The organism is Sphingomonas sp. 22176, from assembly GCF_052045505.1.
Classification (GTDB): domain Bacteria; phylum Pseudomonadota; class Alphaproteobacteria; order Sphingomonadales; family Sphingomonadaceae; genus Sphingomonas.
The window spans coordinates 45881-71421 of the sequence record NZ_JBQEPL010000005.1; the positions used below are offsets into that span (position 1 = coordinate 45881).

21 protein-coding genes are annotated in these 25541 nt (G+C 67.6%); 5 read left to right on the forward strand and 16 right to left on the reverse strand.

Annotated elements, in window-relative coordinates; translation table 11 throughout:
• Positions 1-23 precede the first annotated feature (23 nt).
• Positions 24-1184 (reverse strand): aldose epimerase family protein, encoded by a 1161-nt coding sequence (locus ACTJKY_RS16225; protein WP_440847151.1) that lies wholly within the window; start codon positions 1182-1184, stop codon positions 24-26.
• 159 nt (positions 1185-1343) lie between these two features.
• Between ACTJKY_RS16225 and ACTJKY_RS16230 the strand changes: the two genes are divergently transcribed.
• A complete protein-coding gene (locus ACTJKY_RS16230) occupies positions 1344-4163 on the forward strand; it encodes a TonB-dependent receptor (RefSeq protein ID WP_440847152.1) in 2820 nt (939 codons plus the stop codon).
• Between the two features lie 80 nt (positions 4164-4243).
• Complete coding sequence (locus ACTJKY_RS16235; RefSeq protein ID WP_440847153.1) at positions 4244-5209, forward strand: family 43 glycosylhydrolase; 966 nt, start codon at positions 4244-4246, stop codon at positions 5207-5209.
• Positions 5210-5469: 260 nt separating this feature from the next.
• Here ACTJKY_RS16235 and ACTJKY_RS16240 read toward each other — a convergent pair whose 3' ends face one another.
• The 7 genes from ACTJKY_RS16240 to ACTJKY_RS16270 all read right to left on the reverse strand — a co-directional run bounded on the left by ACTJKY_RS16240 (position 5470) and on the right by ACTJKY_RS16270 (position 14424).
• A complete protein-coding gene (locus ACTJKY_RS16240; protein WP_440847154.1) occupies positions 5470-6159 on the reverse strand; it encodes a GntR family transcriptional regulator in 690 nt (229 codons plus the stop codon).
• Positions 6160-6206: 47 nt separating this feature from the next.
• A complete protein-coding gene (locus ACTJKY_RS16245; RefSeq protein WP_440847155.1) occupies positions 6207-7292 on the reverse strand; it encodes a Rieske 2Fe-2S domain-containing protein in 1086 nt (361 codons plus the stop codon).
• A gap of 61 nt (positions 7293-7353) precedes the next feature.
• On the reverse strand, positions 7354-8301 hold the full coding sequence (locus tag ACTJKY_RS16250) for an alpha/beta hydrolase (protein ID WP_440847156.1): 948 nt from the start codon (positions 8299-8301) through the stop codon (positions 7354-7356).
• Positions 8298-9380: an NAD(P)-dependent alcohol dehydrogenase gene (locus ACTJKY_RS16255; RefSeq protein ID WP_440847157.1), complete on the reverse strand. Its 1083-nt coding sequence runs from the start codon at positions 9378-9380 to the stop codon at positions 8298-8300. The genes ACTJKY_RS16250 and ACTJKY_RS16255 overlap by 4 nt, the downstream gene beginning before the upstream one ends.
• A gap of 13 nt (positions 9381-9393) precedes the next feature.
• Positions 9394-11994, reverse strand: a complete 2601-nt coding sequence (locus ACTJKY_RS16260; protein ID WP_440847158.1) for a TonB-dependent receptor — start codon at positions 11992-11994, stop codon at positions 9394-9396.
• Between the two features lie 91 nt (positions 11995-12085).
• Positions 12086-12973, reverse strand: coding sequence for an AraC family transcriptional regulator (locus ACTJKY_RS16265; RefSeq protein ID WP_440847159.1), 888 nt, complete (start codon positions 12971-12973; stop codon positions 12086-12088).
• A gap of 29 nt (positions 12974-13002) precedes the next feature.
• The gene (locus ACTJKY_RS16270; RefSeq protein WP_440847160.1) at positions 13003-14424 is read right to left on the reverse strand and encodes an aldehyde dehydrogenase family protein; all 1422 of its coding nucleotides are present in this window, start codon (positions 14422-14424) and stop codon (positions 13003-13005) included.
• 85 nt (positions 14425-14509) lie between these two features.
• Here ACTJKY_RS16270 and ACTJKY_RS16275 point away from each other — a divergent pair, with 85 nt between their 5' ends.
• Complete coding sequence (locus ACTJKY_RS16275; protein ID WP_440847161.1) at positions 14510-14956, forward strand: MarR family winged helix-turn-helix transcriptional regulator; 447 nt, start codon at positions 14510-14512, stop codon at positions 14954-14956.
• Here the strand turns inward: ACTJKY_RS16275 and ACTJKY_RS16280 are convergent.
• A complete protein-coding gene (locus tag ACTJKY_RS16280; protein WP_440847162.1) occupies positions 14943-15767 on the reverse strand; it encodes a p-hydroxycinnamoyl CoA hydratase/lyase in 825 nt (274 codons plus the stop codon). The two genes, ACTJKY_RS16275 and ACTJKY_RS16280, sit on opposite strands and share 14 nt — an antisense overlap.
• A 99-nt stretch (positions 15768-15866) precedes the next feature.
• Here ACTJKY_RS16280 and ACTJKY_RS16285 point away from each other — a divergent pair, with 99 nt between their 5' ends.
• A complete protein-coding gene (locus tag ACTJKY_RS16285; RefSeq protein ID WP_440847163.1) occupies positions 15867-16592 on the forward strand; it encodes an alpha/beta fold hydrolase in 726 nt (241 codons plus the stop codon).
• Positions 16593-16606: 14 nt separating this feature from the next.
• Here ACTJKY_RS16285 and ACTJKY_RS16290 read toward each other — a convergent pair whose 3' ends face one another.
• The 7 genes from ACTJKY_RS16290 to ligK form a co-directional block, all read right to left on the reverse strand.
• The gene (locus ACTJKY_RS16290; RefSeq protein ID WP_440847164.1) at positions 16607-18682 is read right to left on the reverse strand and encodes an acetate--CoA ligase family protein; all 2076 of its coding nucleotides are present in this window, start codon (positions 18680-18682) and stop codon (positions 16607-16609) included.
• A gap of 36 nt (positions 18683-18718) precedes the next feature.
• Positions 18719-19555, reverse strand: a complete 837-nt coding sequence (locus ACTJKY_RS16295) for a p-hydroxycinnamoyl CoA hydratase/lyase (protein ID WP_440847165.1) — start codon at positions 19553-19555, stop codon at positions 18719-18721.
• Positions 19556-19573: 18 nt separating this feature from the next.
• On the reverse strand, positions 19574-21004 hold the full coding sequence (locus tag ACTJKY_RS16300) for an aldehyde dehydrogenase (protein WP_440847166.1): 1431 nt from the start codon (positions 21002-21004) through the stop codon (positions 19574-19576).
• A gap of 65 nt (positions 21005-21069) precedes the next feature.
• A complete protein-coding gene (locus ACTJKY_RS16305) occupies positions 21070-21522 on the reverse strand; it encodes a MarR family winged helix-turn-helix transcriptional regulator (protein WP_440847167.1) in 453 nt (150 codons plus the stop codon).
• 122 nt (positions 21523-21644) lie between these two features.
• Positions 21645-22520, reverse strand: coding sequence for an amidohydrolase family protein (locus ACTJKY_RS16310; protein ID WP_440847168.1), 876 nt, complete (start codon positions 22518-22520; stop codon positions 21645-21647).
• Positions 22517-23578: a 4-oxalomesaconate tautomerase gene (locus ACTJKY_RS16315; protein WP_440847169.1), complete on the reverse strand. Its 1062-nt coding sequence runs from the start codon at positions 23576-23578 to the stop codon at positions 22517-22519. The genes ACTJKY_RS16310 and ACTJKY_RS16315 overlap by 4 nt, the downstream gene beginning before the upstream one ends.
• Positions 23571-24245, reverse strand: coding sequence for a 4-carboxy-4-hydroxy-2-oxoadipate aldolase/oxaloacetate decarboxylase (gene ligK, locus ACTJKY_RS16320; RefSeq protein WP_440847170.1), 675 nt, complete (start codon positions 24243-24245; stop codon positions 23571-23573). Before ligK ends, ACTJKY_RS16315 begins: the two co-directional genes overlap by 8 nt.
• A gap of 99 nt (positions 24246-24344) precedes the next feature.
• On the opposite strand from ligK, the gene ACTJKY_RS16325 reads away from it, so the two are divergent.
• Positions 24345-25502, forward strand: a complete 1158-nt coding sequence (locus tag ACTJKY_RS16325) for a LysR substrate-binding domain-containing protein (RefSeq protein ID WP_440847171.1) — start codon at positions 24345-24347, stop codon at positions 25500-25502.
• The last annotated feature ends 39 nt before the right edge of the window (positions 25503-25541 follow it).

Below are 25541 nucleotides of genomic sequence, written 5' to 3' on the forward strand. Positions count from 1 at the left end.
TATGGTCTGCTCCCCTAGTTTGTTCAGCGCTTCTTCGGCGCCGCGGCCTGGCCGGTGGTCAGGCGATAGGTCATCACGTTGCGATAGGTCTGGCCGGGATCGAGCCGCGCGTTGGGAAAGCCCTTCTGGTTGGGCGCGTCCGGGAAGATCTGCGGCTCCATCACGATCGCATCGCCCTCACGGTAGATCCGCTGGGACTTGCCGTGGGTGGTGCCGTCGAGGAAATTACCCGAATAGAATTGCAGCCCCGGCTGGTTCGACCAGAGCTCGAAGCCGCGGCCCGAGGCCGGGTCGTACACCTTCGCCATCAGATGCTGGTCGCGCGTCACCTCGCGGCCGATCACCCAGTTGTGATCATAGCCCCGGCCGAAGATGATCTGCTGGTCGCGCGCATCGCGGACCCGGTCGCCCACCGCCTGCGGGGTGCGGAAGTCGAACACCGTGCCGGCGACGTTCTTGAACGCGCCCGTGGGGATCGCGCCCGCATCGGTGGGCAGATAGGTCTGCGCCGGGATGGTGACGCGGTGCCCCATCGCGCCGCCCGTCGCGCCCTCGCCGGAGAGATTCCAGTAGCTGTGGTTGGTGATGTTGGCGATCGTCGGCGCGTCGGTGGTCGCGGTGTAGGTGATCGTCAGGTTGTTCTGCTCGTCCAGCGCGTAGGTCGCGTCGACGGTCATCGTGCCCGGATAGCCCTGGTCGCCGTCGCGGCTGACCGCGCGCAGCGTCACAGAGGCGGTGGGGCCGTCCTTCACCGACACCACCTCCCACAGCAGCTTGTCGAAGCCGACCGTGCCGCCGTGCAGCGCGTTCTTGCCGTCGTTGACCGGCGCCTGGAAGCTGCGGCCGTCGATCCGGAAGCGCCCCTCGGCCAGCCGATTGGCGAAGCGGCCAACGGTGGCGCCGAAATACTGCCCCTTGGCGAGATAGTCGGCCATGTTGTCATAGCCGAGGATCACGTCTGCCTTCCGGCCAGCGCGATCGGGCATCACCAGCGACTGGAGCATGGCGCCGTACGCGACGACGGTAGCCGAGACTCCGCGACCGTTGGTGAGCGTGACCGAGGCGACGGCGCGCCCGTCCGCCATCTTGCCGAAGCTACCCCGTCTGGCTGTCGCGGCATCGGCATGGCTCGAAAGTGCGACCAGCGCGGCAAGGCCGCAGATCGCCGTTGCACCCTTCATCATCCTTCTCCTCCCAAGCAATGTTTTCTTGCGATTCGTGCTGCGCGCAGGGCGCTTCGTTAAAAATATGATAAATATGTTGCTTGCGATGTCAGGCTTATATAATCTCCGCATCACGAACAAGCCCGCCATTCGAGCGGAGTGAAAACGGGGAGGAATATCATGAAGATGAAGCCGTTCTTGTGCGCGTCCGCCTCGGCCGTGGTCGGCATGGCGCTGGTACCCGCGGCACTCGCCCAAACCGCGTTGGAGTCGCCCAAGCCGCAGACGTCCAGCACCGACAGCATCAACCCGGCATCGCCAGCCTCCGCCGTTCAGGAGACGGGTGCGAGTGCCGAGGACGCGATCGTCGTCACCGGGCTGCGCCGCAGCCTCCAGTCCGCCCAGTCGATCAAGCGCAATTCGGACGGCATCGTCGATGCGATCGTCGCCGAGGATATCGGCAAGCTGCCGGATACCTTCGCCTCCTCGGCGCTGCAGCGCGTCGCCGGCGTCAACGTCACCCGTGGCGGCGGCGAATCCGCCGGCGTCACCGTGCGCGGCCTGCCCGATCTCACCACCACCTATAACGGCCGGCAGATCTTCACGGCCGAGGGCCGCTATGTCCAGATCCAGGATTTTCCTGCGGGGACCGTCGCTGCGCTGGAGGTCTACAAGTCTGGCCTTGCTGACCAGATCGAGGGGGGGATCGCCGGCGAGATCAACGTGCGCGGGCGTATGCCGTTCGATTTCAAAGGATTCGAACTCTCGGGTTCGCTGAACGGCGTGCTCTCGCAGCAGTCGGAAAAGATCGTGCCGAACGGCAACCTGCTCATCAGCGATCGCTGGAATACCGGCATCGGCGAAATGGGGCTGCTGCTGAACGCGTCTTATGTCGGCATCAATTTCATGGACTCCTCCCGCGAGCAGTCGGTGGTGATCGCCACGACGACCGCAGCCAACGCCCCAGCGGGGCAGGCGGGGCTGCGCTATCCCGACGCGCAAGGCAATTTCCTGGGCTATGGTGCGCGCTATCGCCCGTCCGCCAATGCGGCATTCCAGTGGAAGCCCAGCCCCGAGCTCGAAATCTACGCCGATGGGCTGTACCAGGGCTTCCGCTCGAAAGACTATAACCGCTGGATGTTCATCCCCAATTTCGGGGACATCACCCTGTCCAACATCACAACGATCCCCGGCACGAACCGGATTGCGAGCGCGACCATCAGCGGCGCGGTGCGCCCCGATGGCTATACAGGTTCGTTCAACGGCAAGACCGATACCTACCAGGGTGGCACCGGCATAAAGTGGAAGAAAGACCGCCTGCAAGTATCGGCCGATGTGGCATACACCGACAGCACCTACACCGCCGACCTGGTCAACGTCGACTACGCCACGCGCGGCGTTCCGTCGCACTTCTCGAACTTCAACGTGTCGGAGGACCAGGACGGCGGACCATCGCAGACTTTCCTCAACTATTCGATCGCCGATCCCGCCAATTTTCTCGCGCGCGGTCTGTATCAGGAGCGCACCGTCGTCAGCGGGAAGGACTGGCAGGCGCGCGCAGACGTCGCCTACGATCTGGACTTGGGCTTCCTCAAGCGGTTGCAGGTCGGCGTGCGCTACGACGATCGCGACGCGGCACGCGATTTCGGCAACGTCTACAACAATGTAGCCGTGCCCGGCACCAACGGCGCTCCCGATATCACGTATGAGGCGCAGGGCATTCCGTTGGCGTCGCTGCCGGGTGCGGACGTGCGCTACACCTTGCCTGGGTTCACGTTCAACAACGCGCAGCCCAATGTCGCCTATGCCGCGATGACCCGCGACAGCATCCGTGACAACCTGCCGGCCCTGCGCGCTTTCTTCAGGGAGCCCGCCGGCACCGTCGCGTTCGATCCGCTGCAGCGCTTCCTGGCGAACGAGAAGTCCTATGCAGGCTACGCGCAGCTGAAATACGGCTTCGATCTGGGCGGCATCACGATTGACGGGCTTGCGGGCCTACGCGTGGTCAAAACCAAAACCCGGATCAATGTCACGACGAACATCGATGGCGTCGTGGCGCCGAACACGGCTGAGAACGAATATACCGACTATCTGCCGAACGGCAGCGCGCGGATCAGGTTCAGCGACAAGCTGCAGCTCCGCCTAGCCTATACCAAGACCCGCACCCGTCCGAATTTCATCGACTTGCGGCCGAACCTGTCGCTCGGAACGCCGCCGACCTTCCCGGCAGGCAGCCCGTGCCTGGACCCCACGAGCAGCACCTATAACAGTCGAAATTGCGCGCGCGGTGGCTCGCAAGGCAATCCCGACCTGACCCCGTTGACGTCGAACAACTATGACGCGAGCCTCGAATATTATTTCTCGCCCACCGGGTCGCTGACTGCCGGGATCTTCCGCCACGACGTGAAGGGCTTCCTTTCTACAGTCAACAACGTGTACCGCGACACCACCTATGGACTGGTGTCGATTGATCAGCCCGTCAATCTCGGCAGCACCCGGCTCCAGGGTGCCGAAGTGCAGTTCACCAGCTTCCTGGATATTGCCGGACTGCCGGAGTGGACGAGAGGCTTCGGCATCCAGGCGAACGGCACCTACATCGACGCGAAGGGCGATCTGCAGCCCAATTTCGCGGCGACCTATGGCAACCAGCGCCAGCGCTTCCCCGGCGTGTCAAAATGGTCCTACAATCTCGTCGCGCTGTACGAGCGGCCGCAATTCTCGGCTCGCGTAGCGTACAACTACCGTTCCGACTTCGTGTCCTATTACACGCTGGAGACCTTTGATCCTATCGCGCACCCCACGATCGAGAAAGGTCGCGGACAGCTCGACTTTTCCACCACGGTGACGCCGCTACCCAACGTCACGCTGGCCTTCGACATCGTGAACGTGCTGGGCAATCCCGTGCAGCGCGATCGCGCCTTTGACACGGGCGAAAGCTATCGACGCCAAGTATTTTATATCGAGCGTTCCTATTCGCTGGGCGTCCGCTTCCGGTTCTGACCAGGCGCGCGGAAGTTCGCAGGGCGCGGCCAGGAGGCCGCGCCCTGCTTCGTAACATTCGTAACAGGCGAGGACAGGGCATGCGACGCTTCATCCTGGGCTGCGGCCTGGCCGCGGTCCTTGCGGGCACGGCGCTCGCCGACAATCCGCAATTCACCGGCGCCGACCCGCATGCCGTGTTCATCGGCAACGAGCTGTGGATCTTCCCCACCGGCGGGCCCGGCGGCAGCTGGGCGCCAGATCGCTTCGGCGCCTTCTCGTCCCGCGACCTGCGGCACTGGCGGGTGCGGGGCGAGCTGATCCGCCGCGACCAGATCGCTTGGATCCAGGACGACGGCGCCCCCGTCCATTTCCTGTGGGCGCCGGCGATCGCGCACCGCGGCGGCCGCTACTACCTCTATTTCTCGGTGGGGCCGCAGAACCCGACGCCGAGCCGCATCGGCGTCGCGGTCGCCGATCGGCCCGAGGGTCCGTATCGCGATATCGGCCATCCGCTGATCGCCGATGGCGGCCACGGCTTCGAGGCCATCGACCCGATGGTCTTCGTTGATCCAAGGTCGGGCAAGGCCTTTCTCTATGCCGGCGGCAGCGCCGGTGCGAAGTTGCGCGTGTGGGAACTGGGCGCGGACATGACCAGCATCGCGCGCGAGATCCCCGTCGCCACCCCGCCGAACTTCACCGAAGGCGCGTTCGTCCATGTGCGGAACGGCATCTATTATCTCTCCTACAGCCATGGCCGCTGGAACGGTCCGGACTATTCGGTCCATTATGCCACCGCGAAGTCCCCGATGGGGCCCTGGACCTACCGCGGCGCGATCCTCACCGCCGATGCGCGGCATCAGGGGCCCGGGCATCACAGCTTCGTCCGCACGTCGCGCGGACAATGGCTGATCGTCTATCATCGCTGGGAACGGCGGCCTGGTCCCGGTCCTTACCGTGGCGAGCGCGATATCGCCATTGATCGGATTCGCTACGGGCGGGATGGCAGTCTTCTTGCGATCGTGATGACGGACGGTGCAGCATCACCGACGCTTCCAAGCCGTTAGGCCGAAGCCGGCTTTGCAGCGCCCTCCGAGCGATCATCTGGCGCAAGCCCGTGGTATCTGGAGCAGGAAAACGGCTGGCACTGTCCTGCCGGCGAAGATCTGGTCTATCGTTGCACCGCGGTCGAGGGCCGCATGACGCTCCATAGCTGCCGAGCTCGAACTGCCAGACATGCGTCCTTCATGACCAAGGCACGAGGGCCGAGGAACGCCGGGTCAAAAGATAGGAACATGAGGCGGTCGTCGACGCGGCGCCCTGAAGATCAGTCCGGCAGCATCCGGAATGCGCGGCGGTCGGCGACTGCCACCGCTGCATGCCCGCGCATCAGCTGTTCCGCCTTGCCGGCGTCACCCGCGCGGATCGCGTCGAACACCGCGCGGTGCTCGCGATGCGCGCGGAGCAAATGGTGATATTCGCCGTCCAGGTCGTTCCAGTCGAGCGCCAGCGCGGCCGCCGAGGCGAAGGGCAGGTGGTTGTTGCGGCCCAGCGCCAGCGCGATCGAGGGGTTGCCGCTGGCGGTGATCAGTTTGTCGTGAAAGGCAAGATTGTACCGGTAGAAGCCGTCCAGATCGCCATCGGCCAGATGACCCTTGGCGAACAGCGCGTCGCCATCGTCCAGGATCGCTTCGATTTGGGCCTGCTCCCCCGCCGTCAGGCCGCGCTCGGTCACCCGGCGGGCGGCGAGGCCTTCCAGCACGCCGCGCACTTCGATCGCGCCGGTGATCGCGGCCGCGTCTACCGCACGCGGGGTGTAGCCGCGCGCGCCGAGCTTCTCCACCAGCCCTTCATGTTCCAGTGCCCGCAGCGCCGTGCGCACCGGCATGCGCGAGACGCCCAGCGCCTCCGCGGTGGGGATCTCGGCGATGCGGTCCCCGGGCTTGATCGTGCCGTCGGCAATCATGCGGCGGAGCGCGACCAGCACCTGCTGGCCCGGCTTGGCAGGCTTTTCCATCGCATCGGCTTAAAGCATTGCCGGCGCGGCGGGCCAAGGGGCTGATTTCAGGCGGCTTCCACCGCCGGGGCACGTTCCGCAGCGATCGCCCGGTCGATCATCAGCCGCGAACGCACGCCGCCGGCGTCGATGTTGAGCTTCATCAGCCGGCGCTCGGGATAGCGCAGCAGATTGGCCTGCTGCCGCTCCAGCATCTCCAGATCCTCGCCGAAGATCTTGCCCTGGCCGGCGCGGATGGTGTCGGTGAGGCCCGTGTCCGCCACGGCGAAGCGCCGCGCCATGCCCCAGAAATAATGGTGCGACGTCTCGGTTTCGGGGGTGATGAAGTCGACGACGATGCTGGCGGCTTTCCACCGATCCTCGGCATGATAGCCGCCCTTGCCGGCAAGGGCCACGCCCACCTCGATCAGCACATGGCTGGGCAGGGAGAAGCGGCAGATCTGCCAGCGATCGACGGGCTGGTCGTCCGGAAGCCCGGCGCCGCGCAGCGCCATCTTCCAGAAGGGCGGCGCTTCGATCCCGTCCATGAAGCGGCGGGTGACGGCTTGCTCGCCTTCGATCAGCGTTTCGACCGGCGCCTCGTCGATCTCCTTCTGGCCGATGCTGGTGCTGTGGACATAGGTCTCGTGCGTGAGGTCCATCAGATTGTCGACCATCAGCCGATAATCGCAGGCGATATGGTAATAGCCGCCGCCATAGGCCCATTCCGGACTCTCGGCCCATTCGAGATGGTGGAGCTTCGCCGGATCGGCGGTTTCAGCGTCGCCGGGCCAGACCCAAAGGAATCCGTAGCGCTCGATCACTGCGAAACGGCGGATGCCGGCGAACTTCTCCACCCGCTGGCCGGGCATCGAGGTGGCTCGTCCGGCGCAACCCATGGTCAGGCCGTGATAGCCGCAGACCAGCTCGCCCTCCCGAACGAAGCCGAGCGACAGCGGGGCGCCGCGATGCGGGCAGAAGTCCTCAAGGGCCGAGACCTCGCCGGCGGCATTGCGGAAGAAAACCATGGGCTGTCCGCAGATCGTTCGGCCGAGCGGACGATCGGTGAGTTCATCGCTGGACGCGGCGACATACCAGGCCTGGGTGGGCCAGGGCTGCACGGTGGCAGGCGGGGTAGCGTTTTGCCCGATCATGATCGGTCCTCTCCAGTTATTGGATCCAATAGAGAGTCAAACGCACGCGGAGTCAAGCGTCCTATCCTTCGACTCCGAGGGCCAGCATCGCCTTTGCCGCGTCGGCGAAAGCGATGCAGTCGCGCTGCGCCGAGGGCAGCGCTTGCCGGAAGTTGACGAAGCCGTGGATCATGCCGGCGGCTTCCAGGCGCTCCACCGGAACGCCGGCTGCCACGACGCGGTCGGCATAGGCCCGCGCCGCGTCGCGCAGCGGATCGAGGCCGGCGGTGTGGACCAGCAGCGGCACCGGCGGCACCGGCCCGTCCAGGCAGTCATGACGCGGATCGCCGGGGATGGCGGCATATTGGCGATCGAACCAGGCCATGTCGTCCGCCTGGAGGAAGAATCCTTCTCCATAGGCGCGGTGCGAGGCCCAGTCCGTGCCGCCGCCGACATAGGGGTAGAGCGCCCAGCAGGCCAGAACCGGCAGGGATGCGGGGCGCAGCGCCAGCTGCTGAGTCGTCACGATCGCCAGATTGCCCCCGGCGCTGTCGCCGCAGGGGATCAGGCCGGTCACCTGGAAGCCGAACACATCCGCTGCGGTGCAGACCCAGCGCGCTGCGACTTCGGCATCGTCCACGGCAGCAGGAAAAGGGTGTTCGGGGGCGAGGCGATAGTCGATCGCCAGCACCGGCAGGTCCAGCGTGTCGGCAAGCCAGGTGCAGAAGCTGTGATGGGTGCCGAGATCGCCGATCACGAAGCCGCCGCCATGGAAGAACAGCACCAGCGGCCCGGACATGCGATCGAGCCGGCGATCATAGAGGCGCGCGGCGAGCGGACCGGCGGGGCCGGGCACCGTCCAGTCCTGCACGCGGGCGATCGGCACCGGCGGCAGATCGGCCACCGCGCCGTTCGCGCGCATCATCAGCCGCGCCGCTTCCACCGGCAGCGCCGAAAGCGGGGGTGCCGCATTTTCCGAGAGATAGGTGAGGAAGGCGGCAACGTCGGGGCGCGGCGCGGTGTCTGTCATGCATTCGGCTCCATCAGCAGGACCGGCTTGATGACCGCCCCGGTTTCGGAATCATGCACCGCCTGATCGATGGCGGTGAACGGGTAGGTGCGTACCAGCTTCTCCATCGGTAGCCAGCCGGCACGGTAATGCTCGATCAGTTCGGGCACGAAGCGCTGCGGATCGATGCCGCCCTCCACCACGCCGACGATACGGCGACCGAGGCTCATGATCGCGGAAGCGTCGATGGAAAGCTTGGGGTCGGAAGGGTAGGCGCCGACCAGCGCCAGCGTGCCGCGCGGGGCGAGCAGGCCGATCGCCTGCCCCAGCAACGCCGGCACGCCGGTGGTATCGACGATATGGTCGAAGGGGCCCGACAGCGCATCAAGGCTGGTGGCGGTGTCGGTCGCCCCCAGTTCGCGGCCGAGATCGAGCCGGTGCACATGGCGATCCAGCAACGCGATCCGATCGGCACCGGCGATCGCGGCGGCCATCACCGCGGCCAACCCTACCGCGCCGGCGCCGAAGACGGCAATGGACTGGCCGGCATCGACCTTCAGCGTTTCCAGCACCGTGCCCGCACCGGTCTGGATGCCGCAGCCGAGCGGGGCGAGCAGGTGGAGCGGCAGGTCCGCATCCACCTTCACCACGTTGCGCGGATGGGCGAGCGCATGGGTGGCGAAGGCGGACTGGCCGAAGATGTTGCTGCCGATCCTGTCCTCGCCGCGCCAGAGTCCGCCCTGATCCGGCCCGAGCGTGCCGAGGAAGTTGCGCGGGAAGAATTCGGGGCAATAGCCGGGCTGGTGATCGTGGCAGGCGGGGCAGGCGCCGCAGCTGTCGAAGCTGAGCAGCACATGGTCGCCGGGGGCGAGGCCGGCCACCCCCGGTCCCACCGCCTCGACCACGCCCGCGCCCTCATGCCCGAACACGGCGGGGAACGGCACCGGCAGCGCGCCGTCGCGCATCACCATGTCCGTGTGGCAGACCCCGCAGGCGACGATCCGCACCAGCACCTGGCTGGGCCCGGGCGCATCGATCCGCAGCGTCTCGATGCGGAAGGTGCCGCCCGGCGCCTCGGTAACGGCTGCCTGTATGTCCATGAGTGCGCTCCCGTTAGAACTTGAAGCCGAAGCGCGCATACCATTCGCGCGGGCGGTTATAGGTGCCGAAGAAGGTGCCGTCGGCGATGTTTGAGCCGCCCGAGCTGAGGTAGCGATTGTCGGTCAGGTTGGTGCCGCCCAGGGTGAGCGTCCAGTGATCGTGCGGTTCCTGATAGGCGATGCTGGCGTTGACCTGGTCGATCGCGCCCCGGCGCAGGATGTAGGTACGCTGGGTATCGTTCCACACGCTGCTCGCATGGGTCCAGTCGGCGAGGAAGATCAGCGACGCGCCGTTGCCGATCCGGGTTTCGTAGCGCGGCGCGATGTTGGTCTTCCAGTTGGGCGTCTTGGGCAAGGCCGCGCCGACCACGGTGCCGGCCTGGAACTGGTTGGGGCCGCCCACCGCCGCGGCGGCAGGCGAGACGCTGGTGTAATAGGCGTCGATATAACCAACCGACGCGTTGACGGTGAGGCCGCGCACCGGCGCCGCGATCGCCTCCAGCTCGAAGCCGCGGATCCGGGCATTGCCGGCATTGGCGATGGTCGGCGAGGTGCCGATCTGGATGTTGAGCTGGATGCCCTTGTATTCGGTGTTGAAGGCGGCGGCGTTGAGCTGGAGCTTGCGATCGAGCAGCGTCGACTTCACGCCGATCTCGGTCGTGGTTGCGGTCTCCTCGTTGAAGTCAGGTGCGACATTGCCCTGCGGGTTGGTGAGGCGCGTGGTCCAGCCGCCGGTCTTGTAGCCGCGCGACCAGCTGCCATAGACCATGACATTGTCGTTCGGGTGCAGCTGCAGGCCGAACTTGGGTGAGAAGTCGCTGAACTTCTTGCGGTTCACCCCAGGCACATAGACCCGCACCGGATTGCTGGGATCGGGATAGCCGAGCCCGGTCTGGCAGGTCACCGGCGCGAGCGGGAAGGGCCCGTTCGGGGTGATGTTGCCGTTCGCATCCGAACAGCCGAACAGCTTGTAGCTAAAGCCGTTCAGGTCCTGCTGGCCGCCTTCGAACCGCTTCTTCTCGTTGGTGTAGCGGCCGCCGAGGGTGAGGCCGAGCCACGCGGTGGGGCGATAGTCGATCTGGCCGAAGGCGGCATAGTTGGCGGTTTCCAGCCGGTTGGGTCCGTCCACCTGCACCTGGCCCTCGGCGAAGGTCACGTAATCGTGGAGGTTGCCGGCTTCCTTGAAGTAATAGCCGCCGAGGACATAGTTCAGCTTGTTGTCGAGCGCCTTGCCGAGCAGCTGCACTTCCTGGCTGAACTGCCACTGGTGCATGGTGAAGCTGAGCTGGAGGAAGTTGAGCGGCGAGCCATCGGCATCGAGCCCGGCGGCCCAGTCGAGTTGGCGATAGGCGGTGATCGACTTGAGCGCGATCGTGTCGCTCAGGTCATAGTCGATGACGCCCGAGAAGCCCCAGTTCTTGAGGTCGGAAAAGCTGTTGCCGGTAGCATAGCTCTTGTCCGGATCGGCGAGGACATAGCGGCTGTCCCAGGGCAGACGGTTGTTCGACGGGTTATCGTCGACATTCACGCCGGCATAGCTCGGCACCTGGAAGCGCGGGTTGAACTGGGTGCCGGAGGTGCCGCACAGTGCCTGGGCATTGCGAGCGGCGATCTGCGCCGACGTCGCGCTGATACAGAAATTATAGAGCCCCGCGAAGTTGAAGCCGGTGGTGCCGGTTGGGTCGAAGGCGGTGCCGGGCAGGTTGCTGGTGCCGGCGAAATTGCCGGGGACATTCTCGGCGGTGCCGAGCAGCTTGTTGGCGCTGGTGCCCTTGTCGCGGCTATAGTCGCCCGAGAGGGTGAGGGTGAGCGGCCCGCCGTTCGACCACTTCGCCTTGCCGCGCAGGTTCCAGTTGTCGTTGCCGCCCTCGCGGGGGGAATTGCCGTATCCGGCGGCGGAGAAGGCGGTGTAGGAGGGCGTGTTGTTGGCGCGCTGGTCCGGATAGGGGATGCGCGTCAGGAAGCCATCGCGCGACTGTACGCCGAAGCTGAGGATCGTGCCGAGCTCGTCGGTGATCGGGATGTCGACCGATCCGCGCGCGCCCAGTCGCTTGTAGCTGCCGGTGGTCACGTCGCCCTGGACGCGGAATTCCTTGCCGGGATCGCGGGTAACGATCGAGATCGCGCCGCCGATCGTGTTGCGGCCGAACAGCGTCCCCTGTGGCCCCTTCAGCACCTCGACGCGGGCGACGTCCATCAGGTCCTGGTTCGCCCCCACCGTGCGGGCGAGGTAGACACCGTCAAGATAGAGGCCGACGCCGGGATCGATGTTGAAGGCGAAGTCGTCCGAGCCGATGCCGCGGATATAGGCGGAGAGCACCGCGGGCGAGCCCGAGAACGGCGTGCCCGCATCCAGATTGACGTTGGGGGCGATGGCGGAAAGCTGGGCGACGCTGCCGACCGCGCGCTCCTTCAGCGTATCCGCCCCGAAAGCGGAGATGGCGATCGGCACGTCCTGGACGTTTTCCGCGCGCTTCTGCGCAGTGACGACGATTTCGGCGATGCCGCTATCTTGTTTGGCTTCCGGCTGCGCAGTCTGTTCGGTGGTTTGAGCCCAGACAGGTGCCGTCCATGCCGCCGAAGCAAGCAGGGCCGTGGCGAGACCAATGCGCATTTCCCTCTCCCGATGGAGCGCCTTTTCGGCGCCTTATGGGAGGAGGCTAGCGCGACCGCGGCGCCTCGTCTTGGACGGGTGCGCACCGCGATCAGGACGGACGCGCACCCCTGCACCGCCATTCGCGCGGCGTGGTGCCGAAGCGACGGCGGAAGCAGCGGCTGAAAAAGGCGGCGTCGTTGAAGCCGAGCGAAAAGGCGATGTCGGTCACGCTGCGGCCCGGCTCCGCCACCAGCAGTTCCGCCGCGCGAGTCAGCCGACGATCGGTGACGAAGGCGGTGGGCGTGAGGCCGGTCTCGCGCAGGAACGCCTTCTGCACCGCGCGCGGACTGAGCCCGGTCGCGGCACACAGCGTGGCGGTGCCGAGTTCGGGATCGCCGAGATGGCGCAGCGCATAGGCGACCGGCGTTTCCGTCCCGGTCGCCCCGAACGGCGCGTGGCGCTGCTGGCGGCAGACCAGTCGCGTCGCATCGACCAGCAGCTCGCCGACGCCGTCGTCGACACCGCCGAGCATCGCGCGCTGGTCCCACAGCCCGAGCAGCATATGGTTGAGGAAGGCGACATGCGGGTCCTGCGCCGGCAGCAGCCGGCCGTGCAGATTGCCAATGCCGATCCCGTCGCCAAGCAGCGCGGCCGACACCTGCAGGATCAGGCATTCGTTCGCGTCGGAGATATCGATCGCATAGGGGCGGCTGTCGTCGGCGATCAGAATGTCGCCCATCCCGCCCGACACCGCCGCATCGCCGTGCAGCATCGTCAGCCGCCCGCGCCGCTGGAGATGGAGCAGCAGATGATGCCCGTCGCGATTGCCTTCGCGCCGCACCTGCGCCCGCGCGCTCCGCGCACGGGCAAGGCCCACCGGTCCCAGGCGCCACCGGGCGAGATCGGCGCGGATGCCTTCCGGGGCGATGGCAGTCATGCCCGGAAATGCTTCGGCGACGATGTCGCGCCAGAAGAGGTGCCGCCGCTGGAGCGGCACCGCCTGGGTGGTGAAATGTTCGACCGCGCTCAGGCGGCCGGCTCCAGTTCGACCGAATTAACGATATGGGCCTGGGTATATTCGTGCAGCCCCGCCTGGCCGAGCTCGCCGCCCAGCCCCGACTGCTTCGATCCGCGGAAGGGAATGCGCGGATCGATGGCGAGGTGCTGGTTCACCCACACCGTGCCGCTGTCGATCTTCATCGCCACTTCCGTCGCGCGGGCGACGTCGCGGCCCCAGATCGTGCCGCCCAGGCCATAGTCGGAATCATTGGCGCGCGCGATCACCTCGTCGATGTCGCGATATTTGAGCACCGGCAGCACCGGACCGAACTGCTCCTCGCGGACCAGGGGCGCATCGTCGTCGAGATCGCGGACGATCGTCGGCGGGATGAAATAGCCAGGACGGTCGAGTGCGTCGCCGCCGGCCAGCACGGTGCCGCGCTGCCTGGCATCCTCGATCAGCGCCTTCACCTTCTCGAACTGCATCGCGTTCTGCACCGGGCCGACCTTGGCGCCCTGCTTGGCGCCGTCGTCCACCACCGTGTTGCGGGCAAGCTCGGCGATTTCCGCGCAGAATTCCTCATACATGCCCTCGGGCACATAGGCGCGCTTCACCGCGACGCAGATCTGCCCGGCATTGTACATCGCGCCCTGGAAGACCTTCTTGGCGGCCAGTGCCGGCTCGACATCGTCGAGCACGATCGCGGCATCGTTGCCGCCCAGCTCCAGCGTCACGCGCTTCACGCCATCGGCGGCGCTCGCCATCACCTTCTTGCCGGTCGCGGTGGAGCCGGTGAAGGCGATCTTGGCGACATCCGGATGCGTGGTGAGCAGCGCGCCGAGGTCGTTCTGGTCGCAGATGATGTTGATCACGCCCGGGGGCAGCAGCTCGGCGAAGATCTCGCCCATCAGCAGCGTGGTGAGCGGGGTGGTCGGCGCGGGCTTGAGGACCATGGTGTTGCCCGCGACCAGCGCCGGGCCGATCTTGTTCGCGGCCAGGATCATCGGGAAGTTCCACGGCGTGATCGCCGCGACCACGCCCAGGGGCGTGCGATGTTCGACGACGCGGTTGCCGCCTTCGTCGCGCAGCACCTTGGTCTCGGGGCGCATCTGGGTGAAGGCGCGCAGCGTGAACACGGTACCCATCACCTCGCCGGTGGCCTGGTCGAGCGGCTTGCCCTGTTCGGTGGTGAGCAGGCTGGCGAATTCGCTCAGCCGCTCCTGCAGCCGCGCGGCGACCGCCTCGACCTTCGCCGCGCGTTCCTCGATCGGCGTCGCGGCCCAGGCGGGGAAGGCGGCCTTGGCCGCGGCGACGGCGGCGTTCAGCTGATCGGCATCCGCCTTGGGGCAGCGTGCGAACGGCTCGGCAGTGGCGGGATTGATCACGTCGAACTGCGATGCGCCGTCGACGGCCTCGCCATTGATCAACAGCTTGAAGGTGCGTTCCAAGGCCATTCTCCTAAGACAGACCACGACTCGCCGCGGCCCAATATGATTTGCCAAAAATGTATCCCAGGGATACCGACCGGACAAGATGACCCAGCCGCCTTCCCCGGACGCCGAACTCGACACGCTGATCGGCTATCAGCTGCAGATGGCGCGTCTGCGGGTGATGGAGGCCGCGCATGCGGCGCTGGCGCCCTATGGCATCTCGCCGGCGCGGGTGACCGCGCTGTCGCTGATCCGGGCGCAGCCGGGGCTGGACCAGTCGGCGCTGGGGCGGGCGCTGTCGATCAATCGCGCGAGCGCGATGAAGCTGGTCAACCAGCTGGTCGAGCGCGGCCTGGTCGAGCGCCGACCCGGGCGTAACCTGCGCAGCCACGCGCTGCACCTGACCGCGGAGGGGGAGGCGCAACTGCCCAGGATGATCGCATGCCTGCGCGAATCCGAGGCGCCGCTGCTCGCCGGTCTGGACGCGGATGAACGCGCCACGTTGCTTCAGCTGCTCCACCGGATCCACGCGCCGCTCAGCCGCGATTGAGGTCATAGGCGCCGAGGCCCGGCTTGTAGCTTTTCTCGTCGATGAACTGGCGGATGCCTTCCTTGCGACCCTCGCTCTTGTCGTGGAAGTTGGCTGCTTCCTGCATCCGGACGAGATAGTCCTCGGCCTCGTCATAGGTGAGGTTGCCCACGCGGCGCACCGCATCCTTGGCGAATTTGAGCGCCACCGGGTTCTTCTTGAGCAGGATCTCGGCGATTTCGCGGGTGCGCGCCTCCAGCCGTTCGAGCGGCACGCTTTCGTTGACCAGCCGGCAGGCGGCGGCCTGTTTGCCGTCGATCAGGTCGCCGGTGAGCGTCAGCCACATCGCGTCGCGCATCGGCAGCAGGTCGACGACGACCTTGGTCACCCCGCCGCCGGGCAGGATGCCCCAGTTGATCTCGGAGAGGCCGAACTGCGCCTCGTCCGCCGCCACCGCCAGATCGCAGGCGAACAGCGGCCCGAAGCCGCCGCCGAAGCACCAGCCGTTGACCATCGCGATCGTCGGCTTCTGAAACCAGCGCAGCCGGCGGAACCAGCCATAGCTTTCGCGCTGCGACCTGCGGATGCCGGCCAGCCCCTGGGCCTCGGTCTCGCGGAAATATTCCTTGAGATCCATGCCCGCCGACCAGGCATTGCCTTCGCCGCCCAGCACCAGCACGCCGACATCGTCGCGATATTCAAGCTCGTCGAAGATTTCCGCCATGCGCCGGTTGAGCGTGGGGTTCATCGCGTTACGCTTTTCCGGCCGGGCGAAATAGACCCAGGCAATGCGATCTTCGACGCGGTAGGAAACGCCGTCCTTGGTGATCATCGCAGACTCTCCGTCGGTTGCATTCTACTGTATCGTTGGCATACGAATTGACGTGTGGAAGGTACCGTTCCCGATGACGGTGCCGGAGGAGAGATGCCCGTGCCCGACACCCCGCCGACCTTCGTCTTTCTCTGCGGCCTGCTCAGCGACGCGCGGGTGTGGGAGCCGGTGGCAGCGCGGATTCCCGGACGCATCCTGGCATTTCCTGGCTTCGACACGCTGGCCGCCATGGCGGATTCGGTGCTCGCCTCGGTGGAGGGCCCGCTGGTGCTGGTCGGCCATTCGATGGGCGGCCGGGTCGCGCTGGAAGCGGTGCGGCAGGCGCCCGCGCGGATCGCGGGGCTGGTGCTGGCCAATACCGGCGTCCATCCCCCGGCCGAGGGCGAGGCGGCGGGTCGGCAGCGGCTGACCGACATCGCCCGCACCCAGGGCATGGCCGCGCTGGCCGATGCCTGGATTCCGCCGATGATGGGTGCGGAACCGACGCGGGTGGAGGCGCTGATGCCGAGCCTGCGCGCGATGGTCGAAGCCTATCCGCTGGAAGCGTATCTCGGCCAGATCGCGGCGCTGCTCGGCCGGGCCGATGCCGGGCCGGTGCTGGCAGGCTATGGCGGCCCGGTCCTGCTGCTCTCCGCCGAACGCGATCGCTGGTCGCCCCCGGCGCAGCACGCAGCGATGCACGCGCTCGCGCCGCAGGCGACGCTCACCATCCTTGAGGGCGCCGGGCACATGCTGCCGATCGAGGCACCGGACGCGACGGCCGCGGCGATCGCCGCCTGGGCCGCGGCCCAAGGCCTGATCGCGGCCGAAGAGCCCGATGCCTGAGGGCAGCGCGTGGCTCATGCCGTGAGGATCAGCGCGTCGAGTGCCACCGCGCCGTCGGGCCGGGCGATCACCGGATTGAGGTCGATCTCGCGAATGTCGGGGCTGCCGGCGAGCAGGCGGCCCAGCGCCTGGACGATGCGGGCTACCGCTTCCAGGTCGACGGCGGGGCTGCCGCGATAGCCGTCGAACAGCGCGGCACCCTTCAGCCGGCGGAGCGCCGCGACGATGCTGTCGCGAGTGAGATCCGGGGGCAGCAGGCAGACGTCCTTCATCAGCTCGGCGGTGACTCCGCCCAGGCCGACCAGGATCACCGGCCCCCAGTCGGGATCGTTGCGCGCACCGACGATCAGTTCGACGCCGCGTTCGCCCATCGCCTCGACCAGCGCGCCGTCCAGCGCAAGGCCGGCGTCATAGGCGGCGACATTGGCATAGAGTTTGCGCCAGGCGGCGCGCAGCGCGGTCTCGTCGGAGATGTTGAGCAGCACGCCGCCCGCGTCGCTCTTGTGGCTGAGTGCAGCCGCCTGCGCCTTGAGCGCGACCGGATAGCCGACCCGCGCCGCGATCCCGACGGCTTCGTCGGGGGTCTGGGCGAAGCCGCCGGCAGGGAAGGGGATGCCGAGCGGGGCGAGCGCCTGCTTGGCCCGATATTCGGGCACCACGCCGCTGGGCAGTGCCAGCGTCTCCGGCGCGATGGTCTCGCTCGCCTGGTGCCGTTCGGCGTCGAGCAAGCGGGCCAGCGCGCGGCAGGCCCGGTCGGCGGTGGGGAAATAGGGGACCTTCTCGGCGTGCAGCGCCGCGATCATCTCCGGCGGCACCGGCGCGCCTTCATCCAGCCCCGCGAAGATCAGCGGCTTGGTGGGGGCGAGCGCGCGCACCGCCTCGGTGATCGGCGGGAATTTGCGCGCGCAGGTGCCGGCATCGGTCTGGATGATGCCCAGCACCACCGCGGCATAGGCCGGGTCCGCCAGCAGCGGCGCCAAGGTGCGGCGATAGAGATCGGGATCGACCAGCGCCTGCGCGGTCAGGTCCATCGGGTTGGAGACGCCGATAAAGTCCGGCAGCGTCGCGCGGATCGCGTCGTGGGTGTCGCCGCCGATCGGTGGGAGCGGCAGTCCGATCCGCTCGGCGAGATCGAGGGTCAGCGCCTTGAACGCCCCGGATTCGCCCAGCACCGCGACGCCGCCCTGCTGCAGCGGGGGCGTGCGGGCGAGGATCTCGGCAACGTCGCCCAGCTCCTCCAGGCTTTCGACCACCACCACGCCGGCGCGGGTGACCTTGGTCTTCATCAATGCCCAGTCGCCGGCCATCGCCCCGGTATGGGTTGCGGCGCTTTCGCGGGCGGCACTCGACGTGCCCGGGTGGAGCAGCACGATCGGCTTGCCCGCCGCGTTGGCGCGCGCGGCCAGCTCGAGGAAGCGGGCGGGCTTGCGGAACTGCTCGACGATCATCGCGATCACGCGCGTGTTCGGCTCGTCGATCAGCCAGGCGACATAGTCCTCGACGCCCGAGGCGGCCTCGTTGCCGGTCGAGATCCAGGCCGAGATGCCAAGCTGCTTGCCGGTCAGCATGGTGCCGAGCACCGCCGCCATCGCGCCCGATTGCGAGACGATGCCCACACAGGGCCGGTCCTCGGTGGGTATCGGCGGCATCTCGACAAAGGTGAGCGGCACGCCCGCGACATAGTTGGTGAACCCGAGGCAGTTCGGTCCTTCCACCACCATGCCATGCGCACGGGCAATGCGGGCGACTTCGGCCTGCGCCGCTAACCCTTCCTCGCCGCCTTCGGCAAAGCCGGCCGAGAAGATGATCGCCGCACCCACTCCGCGCGCCGCCAGCGCCCGGATCGCGTCCAGCACCCCCGGCCCGGGAATGGCGAGCACGGCGGCGTCGACGCCCTCGGGCAACTGTGCGATCGAGGCGAGACAGGGGCGCCCCTCGATCGCATCGCGCTTGGGGTTGATCAGGTGGATGTCCCCGGCAAAGCCGTGGCGGACGAGATTGGCGAGCACCGCCGCGCCGAGCGCGCCGGGCTTTTCGGAAGCGCCGACGATGGCGACTGAACGGGGGGTGAGCAGGCGCGCGAGATCCATTGCTGGCGTCCGTTTGTCAGAAGGGTAGGGAAGGGATCAGGCCTTGGGGCGATCCTTGTCGTACGCGCCGAGGCCGGGCTTGTAGCTTTTCTCGTCGATGAACTGGCGGATGCCTTCCTTGCGGCCCTCATTGTCGTAGCTGTTGGCGGCTTCCTGCGCGCGGACCAGATAGTCCTCGGCATCGTCATAGCTCATGATCGAGACGCGGCGGATCGCGTCCTTGGTCGCCTTCAGCGCCACCGGGTTCTTCTTGAGCAGCACGTTGGCGACTTCCGTGACGCGGGCCTTGAGCCGGTCGAGCGGCAGCGCCTCGTTGACCAGGCCCCATTCGGCGGCCTTCCTGCCGTCGATATTCTCGCCCATCATCGCATGGTACATGGCGTTGCGGAACGAGGTGAGTTCCACTGCCACCTTGGTCGCGCCCCCGCCGGGCAAGATGCCCCAATTGATCTCGCTGAGGCCGAACTGCGCCTCTTCCGCCGCAAAGGCGAGGTCGCAGGCGAACAGCGGGCCATAGCCGCCGCCGAAGCACCAGCCATTGACCATCGCGATGGTCGGCTTCTGGTACCAGCGCAGGCGGCGCCACCAGCCATAGCTCTCGCGCTGCGCCTGGCGCACCGCGCCCAGGCCGCCCGCCTCAGTCTCACGGAAATATTCCTTGAGGTCCATGCCGGCGGTCCAGGCGCTGCCCTCGCCGGTCAGCACCAGCACGCCGACATCGTCGCGGAACTCCAGCGCGTGGAGCACCTCCATCATGTCGCGGTTGAGGGTGGGGGACATGGCATTGCGCTTGTCCGGGCGGTTGAAGCGTACCCACGCGATTCCGCCTTCGACGTCGTAGGCCACGACGCCGTTGCTGCTCGTCTCGGTCATGTGCAGTCCTTGGTTGGCTTAGATCGGATAATGGCCGGGCTGGGTCTCGATCGTGATCCAGCGCAGCTCGGTGAAGGAATCGATGCCGGCCTTGCCGCCGAAGCGGCCATGGCCGCTCGCCTTGACGCCGCCGAACGGCATCTGCGCCTCGTCATGCACGGTCGGGCCGTTGATGTGGCAGATGCCCGACTGGATCCGCCGCGCGACCCGCAGGCCCCGCGCCGTGTCCCGTGTGAACACCGCGGAAGACAGGCCGTATTCGCTGTCGTTGGCGAGCGCGATCGCGGCCTCCTCGTCGGCGGCGCGGACGATGCCGACGACGGGGCCGAAACTCTCCTCGCGGAACAGGCGCATGGCGGGCGTCACCCGGTCGACGACATGGGCGGGCATCAGCACGCCGTCCGCCGCGCCGCCGGCGACCTGCACCGCGCCGTCCGCCACCGCATCGGCGACGAGCGACTGGACATGGTCCACGGTCTTGCGATCGACCACCGCGCCGAGCGGCGCCGTGCCCTCGCGCGGATCGCCGACCTTCAGCGTCGCCACCTTCGCCGCGAACTTCTCGACGAACGCGTCGGCCACGGCATCCAACACGATGATCCGCTCGGTCGACATGCAGATCTGGCCCTGGTTCATGAACGCGCCGAACGTGGCGGCCTTCACCGCCTCGTCGAGATCGGCATCGTCGAGCACGATCAGCGGCGCCTTGCCGCCCAGTTCCAGCAGCACCGGCTTCAGATGCCCGGCGGCGCGCTGGGCGATGATCTTGCCGACATGGGTGGAGCCGGTGAAGTTGATGCGGCGGATCTTCGGATGGTCGATCAGCGCGCCGACGATTGCGGGGGCATCCTCCGGCGCATTGGTAACGATCGACACGGTACCCTCGGCCAGGCCGGCATCGGCAAAGGCCTCGGCGATCAGGCTATGGGTGCGCGGGCATTGCTCGCTGGCCTTCAGCACCACCGTATTACCGCAGGCGAGCGGCACGGCAAGGGCGCGGACGCCCAGGATGATCGGCGCGTTCCACGGCGCAATGCCAAGCAGCACCCCCACCGGCTCGCGCACCGCCATGGCGATGCAGCCAGGCTTGTCGGAGGGGATCACCTCGCCGCCGATCTGGGTGGTGAGGGCGGCAGCCTCGCGCACCATGTTGGCGGCAAGCATCAGGTTGAAGCGGACCCAGCCCTCGGTCGCGCCGATCTCGCCCATCATCGCCTCGACAAAGGCGGGGGCGCGGGCCTCCAGCGCGTCGGCGGCGCGCATCAGCGCGGCGCGGCGGGCGGTGGGTCCCAGGGCAGACCAAAGCGTGAAGGCGGTGGCGGCGCGTTCCACCGCTGCGTGCGCATCGGCGATGCTGGCCGCGGGGCTGGTGGATGCAATTTCCCCGGTGACGGGGTTCAAACGGTCGAACGTGGCGGATTCCGCCGGTTGCTCGATGACCATCGACATCGTGCCTCTCCTCTTATTGTTATGTGGCATAACTTAATGCCGAGGAGGGTGCAAGCCGGTTTCGTTCACTCCGGCGCGGCGGTTTCCACCCGTTTGAGGAGCGCGATCAGCACGTCCCGCTCGTCGGGCGAGAGCGCCGCCAGCAGCCGGTCCTCGTGGCGCCGAATGCGTGCCAGCCCTTCCTCGACCATCGCTTCGCCCGAGTCAGTCAGCGCGAACACGAAGGCCCGGCGATCCTCGGGGGAGACGGTACGCAGGATGTAGCCCGCCTCGAGCAGCTCGTTGATCAGCGTCACCATGTTGGCGCGCTGGATACCGAGCGCGGCACCGATGCGCCCCTGGTTGATGCCGGGATTGGCCGCGATCACCGACAGCACGCCGAACAGCACCTGGCGCACGCCGGTGCCGGCCATCGCCGCGTTGAAGTCGTTCGCCATCAGCGCGGAGGCGCGGCGCATATGATAGCCGACAAAGGTGTCGAGCGCGCCGAGCGCGATGTTGTCGTCTTCCGCGGCCATGATCTTCCCCTGCTGGCCGCAGCGACTAGTCCGGTCCAGCCACGATCTTCAAGCCCATGCCGCCTCGATGTGGGGGAATTCGGCAAGCGACGTGGTTCCTCCTGGCGCGGAGCCGGCGTCGATCAGCCTTGCTCGGGCCAGTATAGCCGCATCGGATTGGCGACGAGCAGCTTGTGCTGGAGCTCGGGCGTCGGGGCGATCCGGGGGATCATGTCGACTAGCGCGCCGTCATCGGGGATCGCATCCTGCATGTTGGGGTGCGGCCAGTCCGTGCCCCACAATACGCGATCGGGATAGTCGGCAACCAGCGGCGCGACGGCCGCGGCGAAATCGTCCCAGGGCGGGCCCTTGGCGTCGAGCCGGTCGGGGCAGGTCACCTTGGTCCAGATGTCGTCGCGGCTGTCGAGCAGCGCGCGGAACGCCTGCATGTCGGGGCCGTGCGCGCCCTGCGCCACGTCCGGGCGGCCCATATGGTCGATCACCAGCAGCGTCGGGATCGCATCGAGGAACGGGCGGAGCTCGGCGAGGATGTCGGCCTCGAAATAGACGACGACATGCCAGCCGAGCGGCTGGATGCGGCGGGCGATCTCGAGGAACTTGTCCTTGGGCGCATCGTCGACCAGCCGCTTGAGGAAGTTGAAGCGCACCCCGCGGATACCACCTGCATGGAGCGCCTCCAGCTCGGCATCGCCGATCGCGGGATCCACCACGGCGACGCCGCGCGCGCGGCCGCTCGACTTGGCGATGGCGCTGAGGGTCGCGGCATTGTCGGTGCCATGGCAGCTCGCCTGGACGATTACGTTGCGCGCGAAGCCGAGCCGGTCGCGTAGCGCGAACAGCATCTCGGGGCCGGCATCTTCGGGCAGATACTTGGCTTTGGCGCTGAACGGGAATTTCGCCATCGGCCCGAACACATGGCAATGGGCGTCCACCGCGCCGGGGGGCGGGGTGAAACGCGGCACGCTGGGATCGGCGTGCCAGCTGGTGATCCGGCTCATGCGAAAACCTCTCCGTCCATCAGTTTGCGCGCAGTGCGCAGCATCGCAGCCGTGACGACCGTACCGCGTTCGTCCAGTTCCATCACGCAGGTGGTCTCGCCGGTCGGGTGCTCGACCGAGAGCGTCTTGCGCTGTCCCTCGGGCACCACCGCGACCTCGGCCGCGGGCGAGCCCGGCAGCAGGCAGGCGGTGGCGACGCTCACCGCGCCGAGCACGCCGATCGAGGCATGCGCGCGGTGCGGGATGAAGCTGCGCACCGTCACCGCGCCGCCGTTTCGCGGCGGGGCGACGAGCATCATCTTGGGGACAGACTTTTCGCGGACGTCGCCGAGGTTCATGCGTTCGCCCACCGCCAGCCGGATCGCTTCGATCCGGGCCTTGAGCGCGGTGTCGGCGTCGAGCGTGTCGCGATCCTCATAGCCGGTGACGCCGACATCCGCCGCCTTCAGCACCACGCATGGCATGCCGTTGTCGATCAGCGTGACGGGCACGCCTTCCACCACGTCCACGGCATTGCCGCTGGGCAGCAGCGCGCCGCAGGACGAGCCCGCGGTATCGCGAAACTCGAGCGGGATAGGGGCAGCGGTGCCGGGCACGCCGTCGATCCGGGCGTCGCCGGCATAGGTGACGCGGGCCTGCGGGGTCTGCACCGCGGCGACGGCCTGCTGGCCGGTGTTGACCAGATAGACGCGAACGCGGGTCTCGCCGTCCTGCGAGTCGACCAGCCCACGCTCGATCGCGAACGGGCCGACCCCCGCGAGGATGTTGCCGCAATTCTGCGCGTCGGAGACGATCGCCTGGTCGACGAACACCTGGAGGAACAGATAGTCGACATCGGCGCCCTCGCGGCTCGACTTGGACACCACCGCCACCTTGCTGGTCAGCGGGTCGGCGCCGCCCATGCCGTCGATCTGGCGCGGATCGGGCGAGCCCATGATCCGCAGCAGGAAGGCATCGCGTTCGGCGGTGGCGGCGGGCAGGTCCTCCGCGAGGAAATAGGCGCCCTTCGAGGTGCCGCCGCGCATCCACATTACTCGGGCGGAGGTCTGCTCAGACATATTTCAGGCCCATTTCTTCGAGGCGCGGGCGCATGTTGTAGATGTCGAGCCCCAGTTCGCCGGCGGCCAGTCGCTTGCGCTTGGCCTCCTCCAGCGCCTCGCGGGCCTGGGCCTTTTCCAGCACCGCGGCCGCCTGCGCGCGGGGCACGACGCACACGCCGTCATCGTCCGCCACGATCACGTCGCCTGCGTTCACCAGCGCATTGGCGCACACCACCGGCACGTTGACCGAGCCCAGCGTGCCCTTGATCGTGCCCTGCGCATGCACCGCCTTGGACCAGACCGGGAAGCCCATCGCGGTCAGATCGCGGATGTCGCGCACGCCTGCGTCGATGATCAGCCCGCGGCAGCCGCGTGCCTGCGCCGAAGTGGCGAGCAGGTCGCCGAAATAGCCGTCGGTGCACGGGCTGGTCGGCGCCAGCACCAGAATGTCGCCTTCGCGCAGTTGCTCGATCGCGACATGGACCATCCAATTGTCGCCCGGCGGCGCGGAGATCGTAACAGCGCTGCCCGCGATCCGCGCGCCCACATAGATCGGGCGCATGTGCGGGGCGAGCAGGCCGGTGCGGCCCTGCGCCTCATGGACGGTCGCCACGCCGGCATGGGCGAGGCCGTCGATCACCGCAGAATCGGCGCGTTCGATGTTCTGGACGACGATACCCGACATGGCAGCTCCTCTTTCTTTTGCCGGTGGAGGTGCGCGCCTCGGCCCGGTCGAGCCAATCGGAAGGATGGCGAGGCCATTAGTTTTTGCTAAACGTGGTGTGTGCAGGTCGATCAGCTCAATATCCGCCACCTTGCCGCCATGGCCGCCGCGGTGCGGCTCGGCAGCGTCAGCCGCGCGGCGGAGGCGGTGAATCTCACCCAGCCGGCGGCCACCCAGGGCATCGCCAAGCTGGAGGCGCAGCTGGGTATCGCGCTGTTCGAGCGCCGCGCGAACGGCATGGCGCCGACCGAGGCGGCCTTGCGGCTGGTGCCCCGCGTCGAGGCGGCGCTGCGGCTGATCGGCAGCAACCGGGTGACCGCCGCCCAGCTCCGCGCCTTTGTGGCACTCGCGCAGCAGGGGAGCTATCCGGCGGCGGCGAAAGGGGCGGGGGTGACGGTTTCCTCGCTACACCGCGCGGTCGGCGATCTGGGGCTGGCGCTGGGGCAGCGGCTGGTCGACCGGCGGGGGCGGGGGCTCGTCCTCACCCATCACGGGGCGCAGGTGGCGCGGCGGCTGCGGCTGGCGCTCGCCGAGTTGCGGGCGGGGGTCGAAGATCTCGGCGAGCTGCTCGGGCGCGCGTCCGGCCGCATTTCGATCGGCGCGATGCCGCTCTGCCGCGCGCGGCTATTGCCTCATGCGATCAACGCCTTCCGCCGCGCGCATGCGGGTATCGACCTGCTGATCCACGAAGGCGCGCATGGCGAGCTGGTGGGACCCTTGCGGGACGGCGAGGTCGACCTGATGATCGGCGCGCTGCGCGATCCCGAAACGCTGGGCGGGGATCTGGTGCAGACCCGGCTGTTCGACGACCGGCCGACAATCATCGCCCGCGCCGGGCATCCGCTGGCGGCTGTGCCCGACCGGCTCGCGGCGCTGCATCTGTATGGCTGGATCGTCCCACCCGAAGGGACCCCGCTGCGCACCTTGTGGTGCAACCTGTTCGCCGAACTCGGGGGACCGCTGCCGCCGGTGCCGATCGAATGCGGATCGGTGATGACGATCCGCGAGCTGCTCCAGGCCGGGGACGAGCTGACCCTGCTGTCGATCGACCAGCTGTCGGTGGAGCTGGCCAGCGGGCTGCTGGTCGATCTGGGGCCGGCGCCCGGCACGGTCATGCGCACGATCGGGGTCACCCACCGCGCGGACTGGCGGCCGACCCGCGCACAGGCGGCGTTCCTGGCGACGCTCCGCGCGTCGGCGGCGATACTCTATACGTAAAAACTTATAGCCGGGCGGCGGATTCGATTGGTCGCGTTC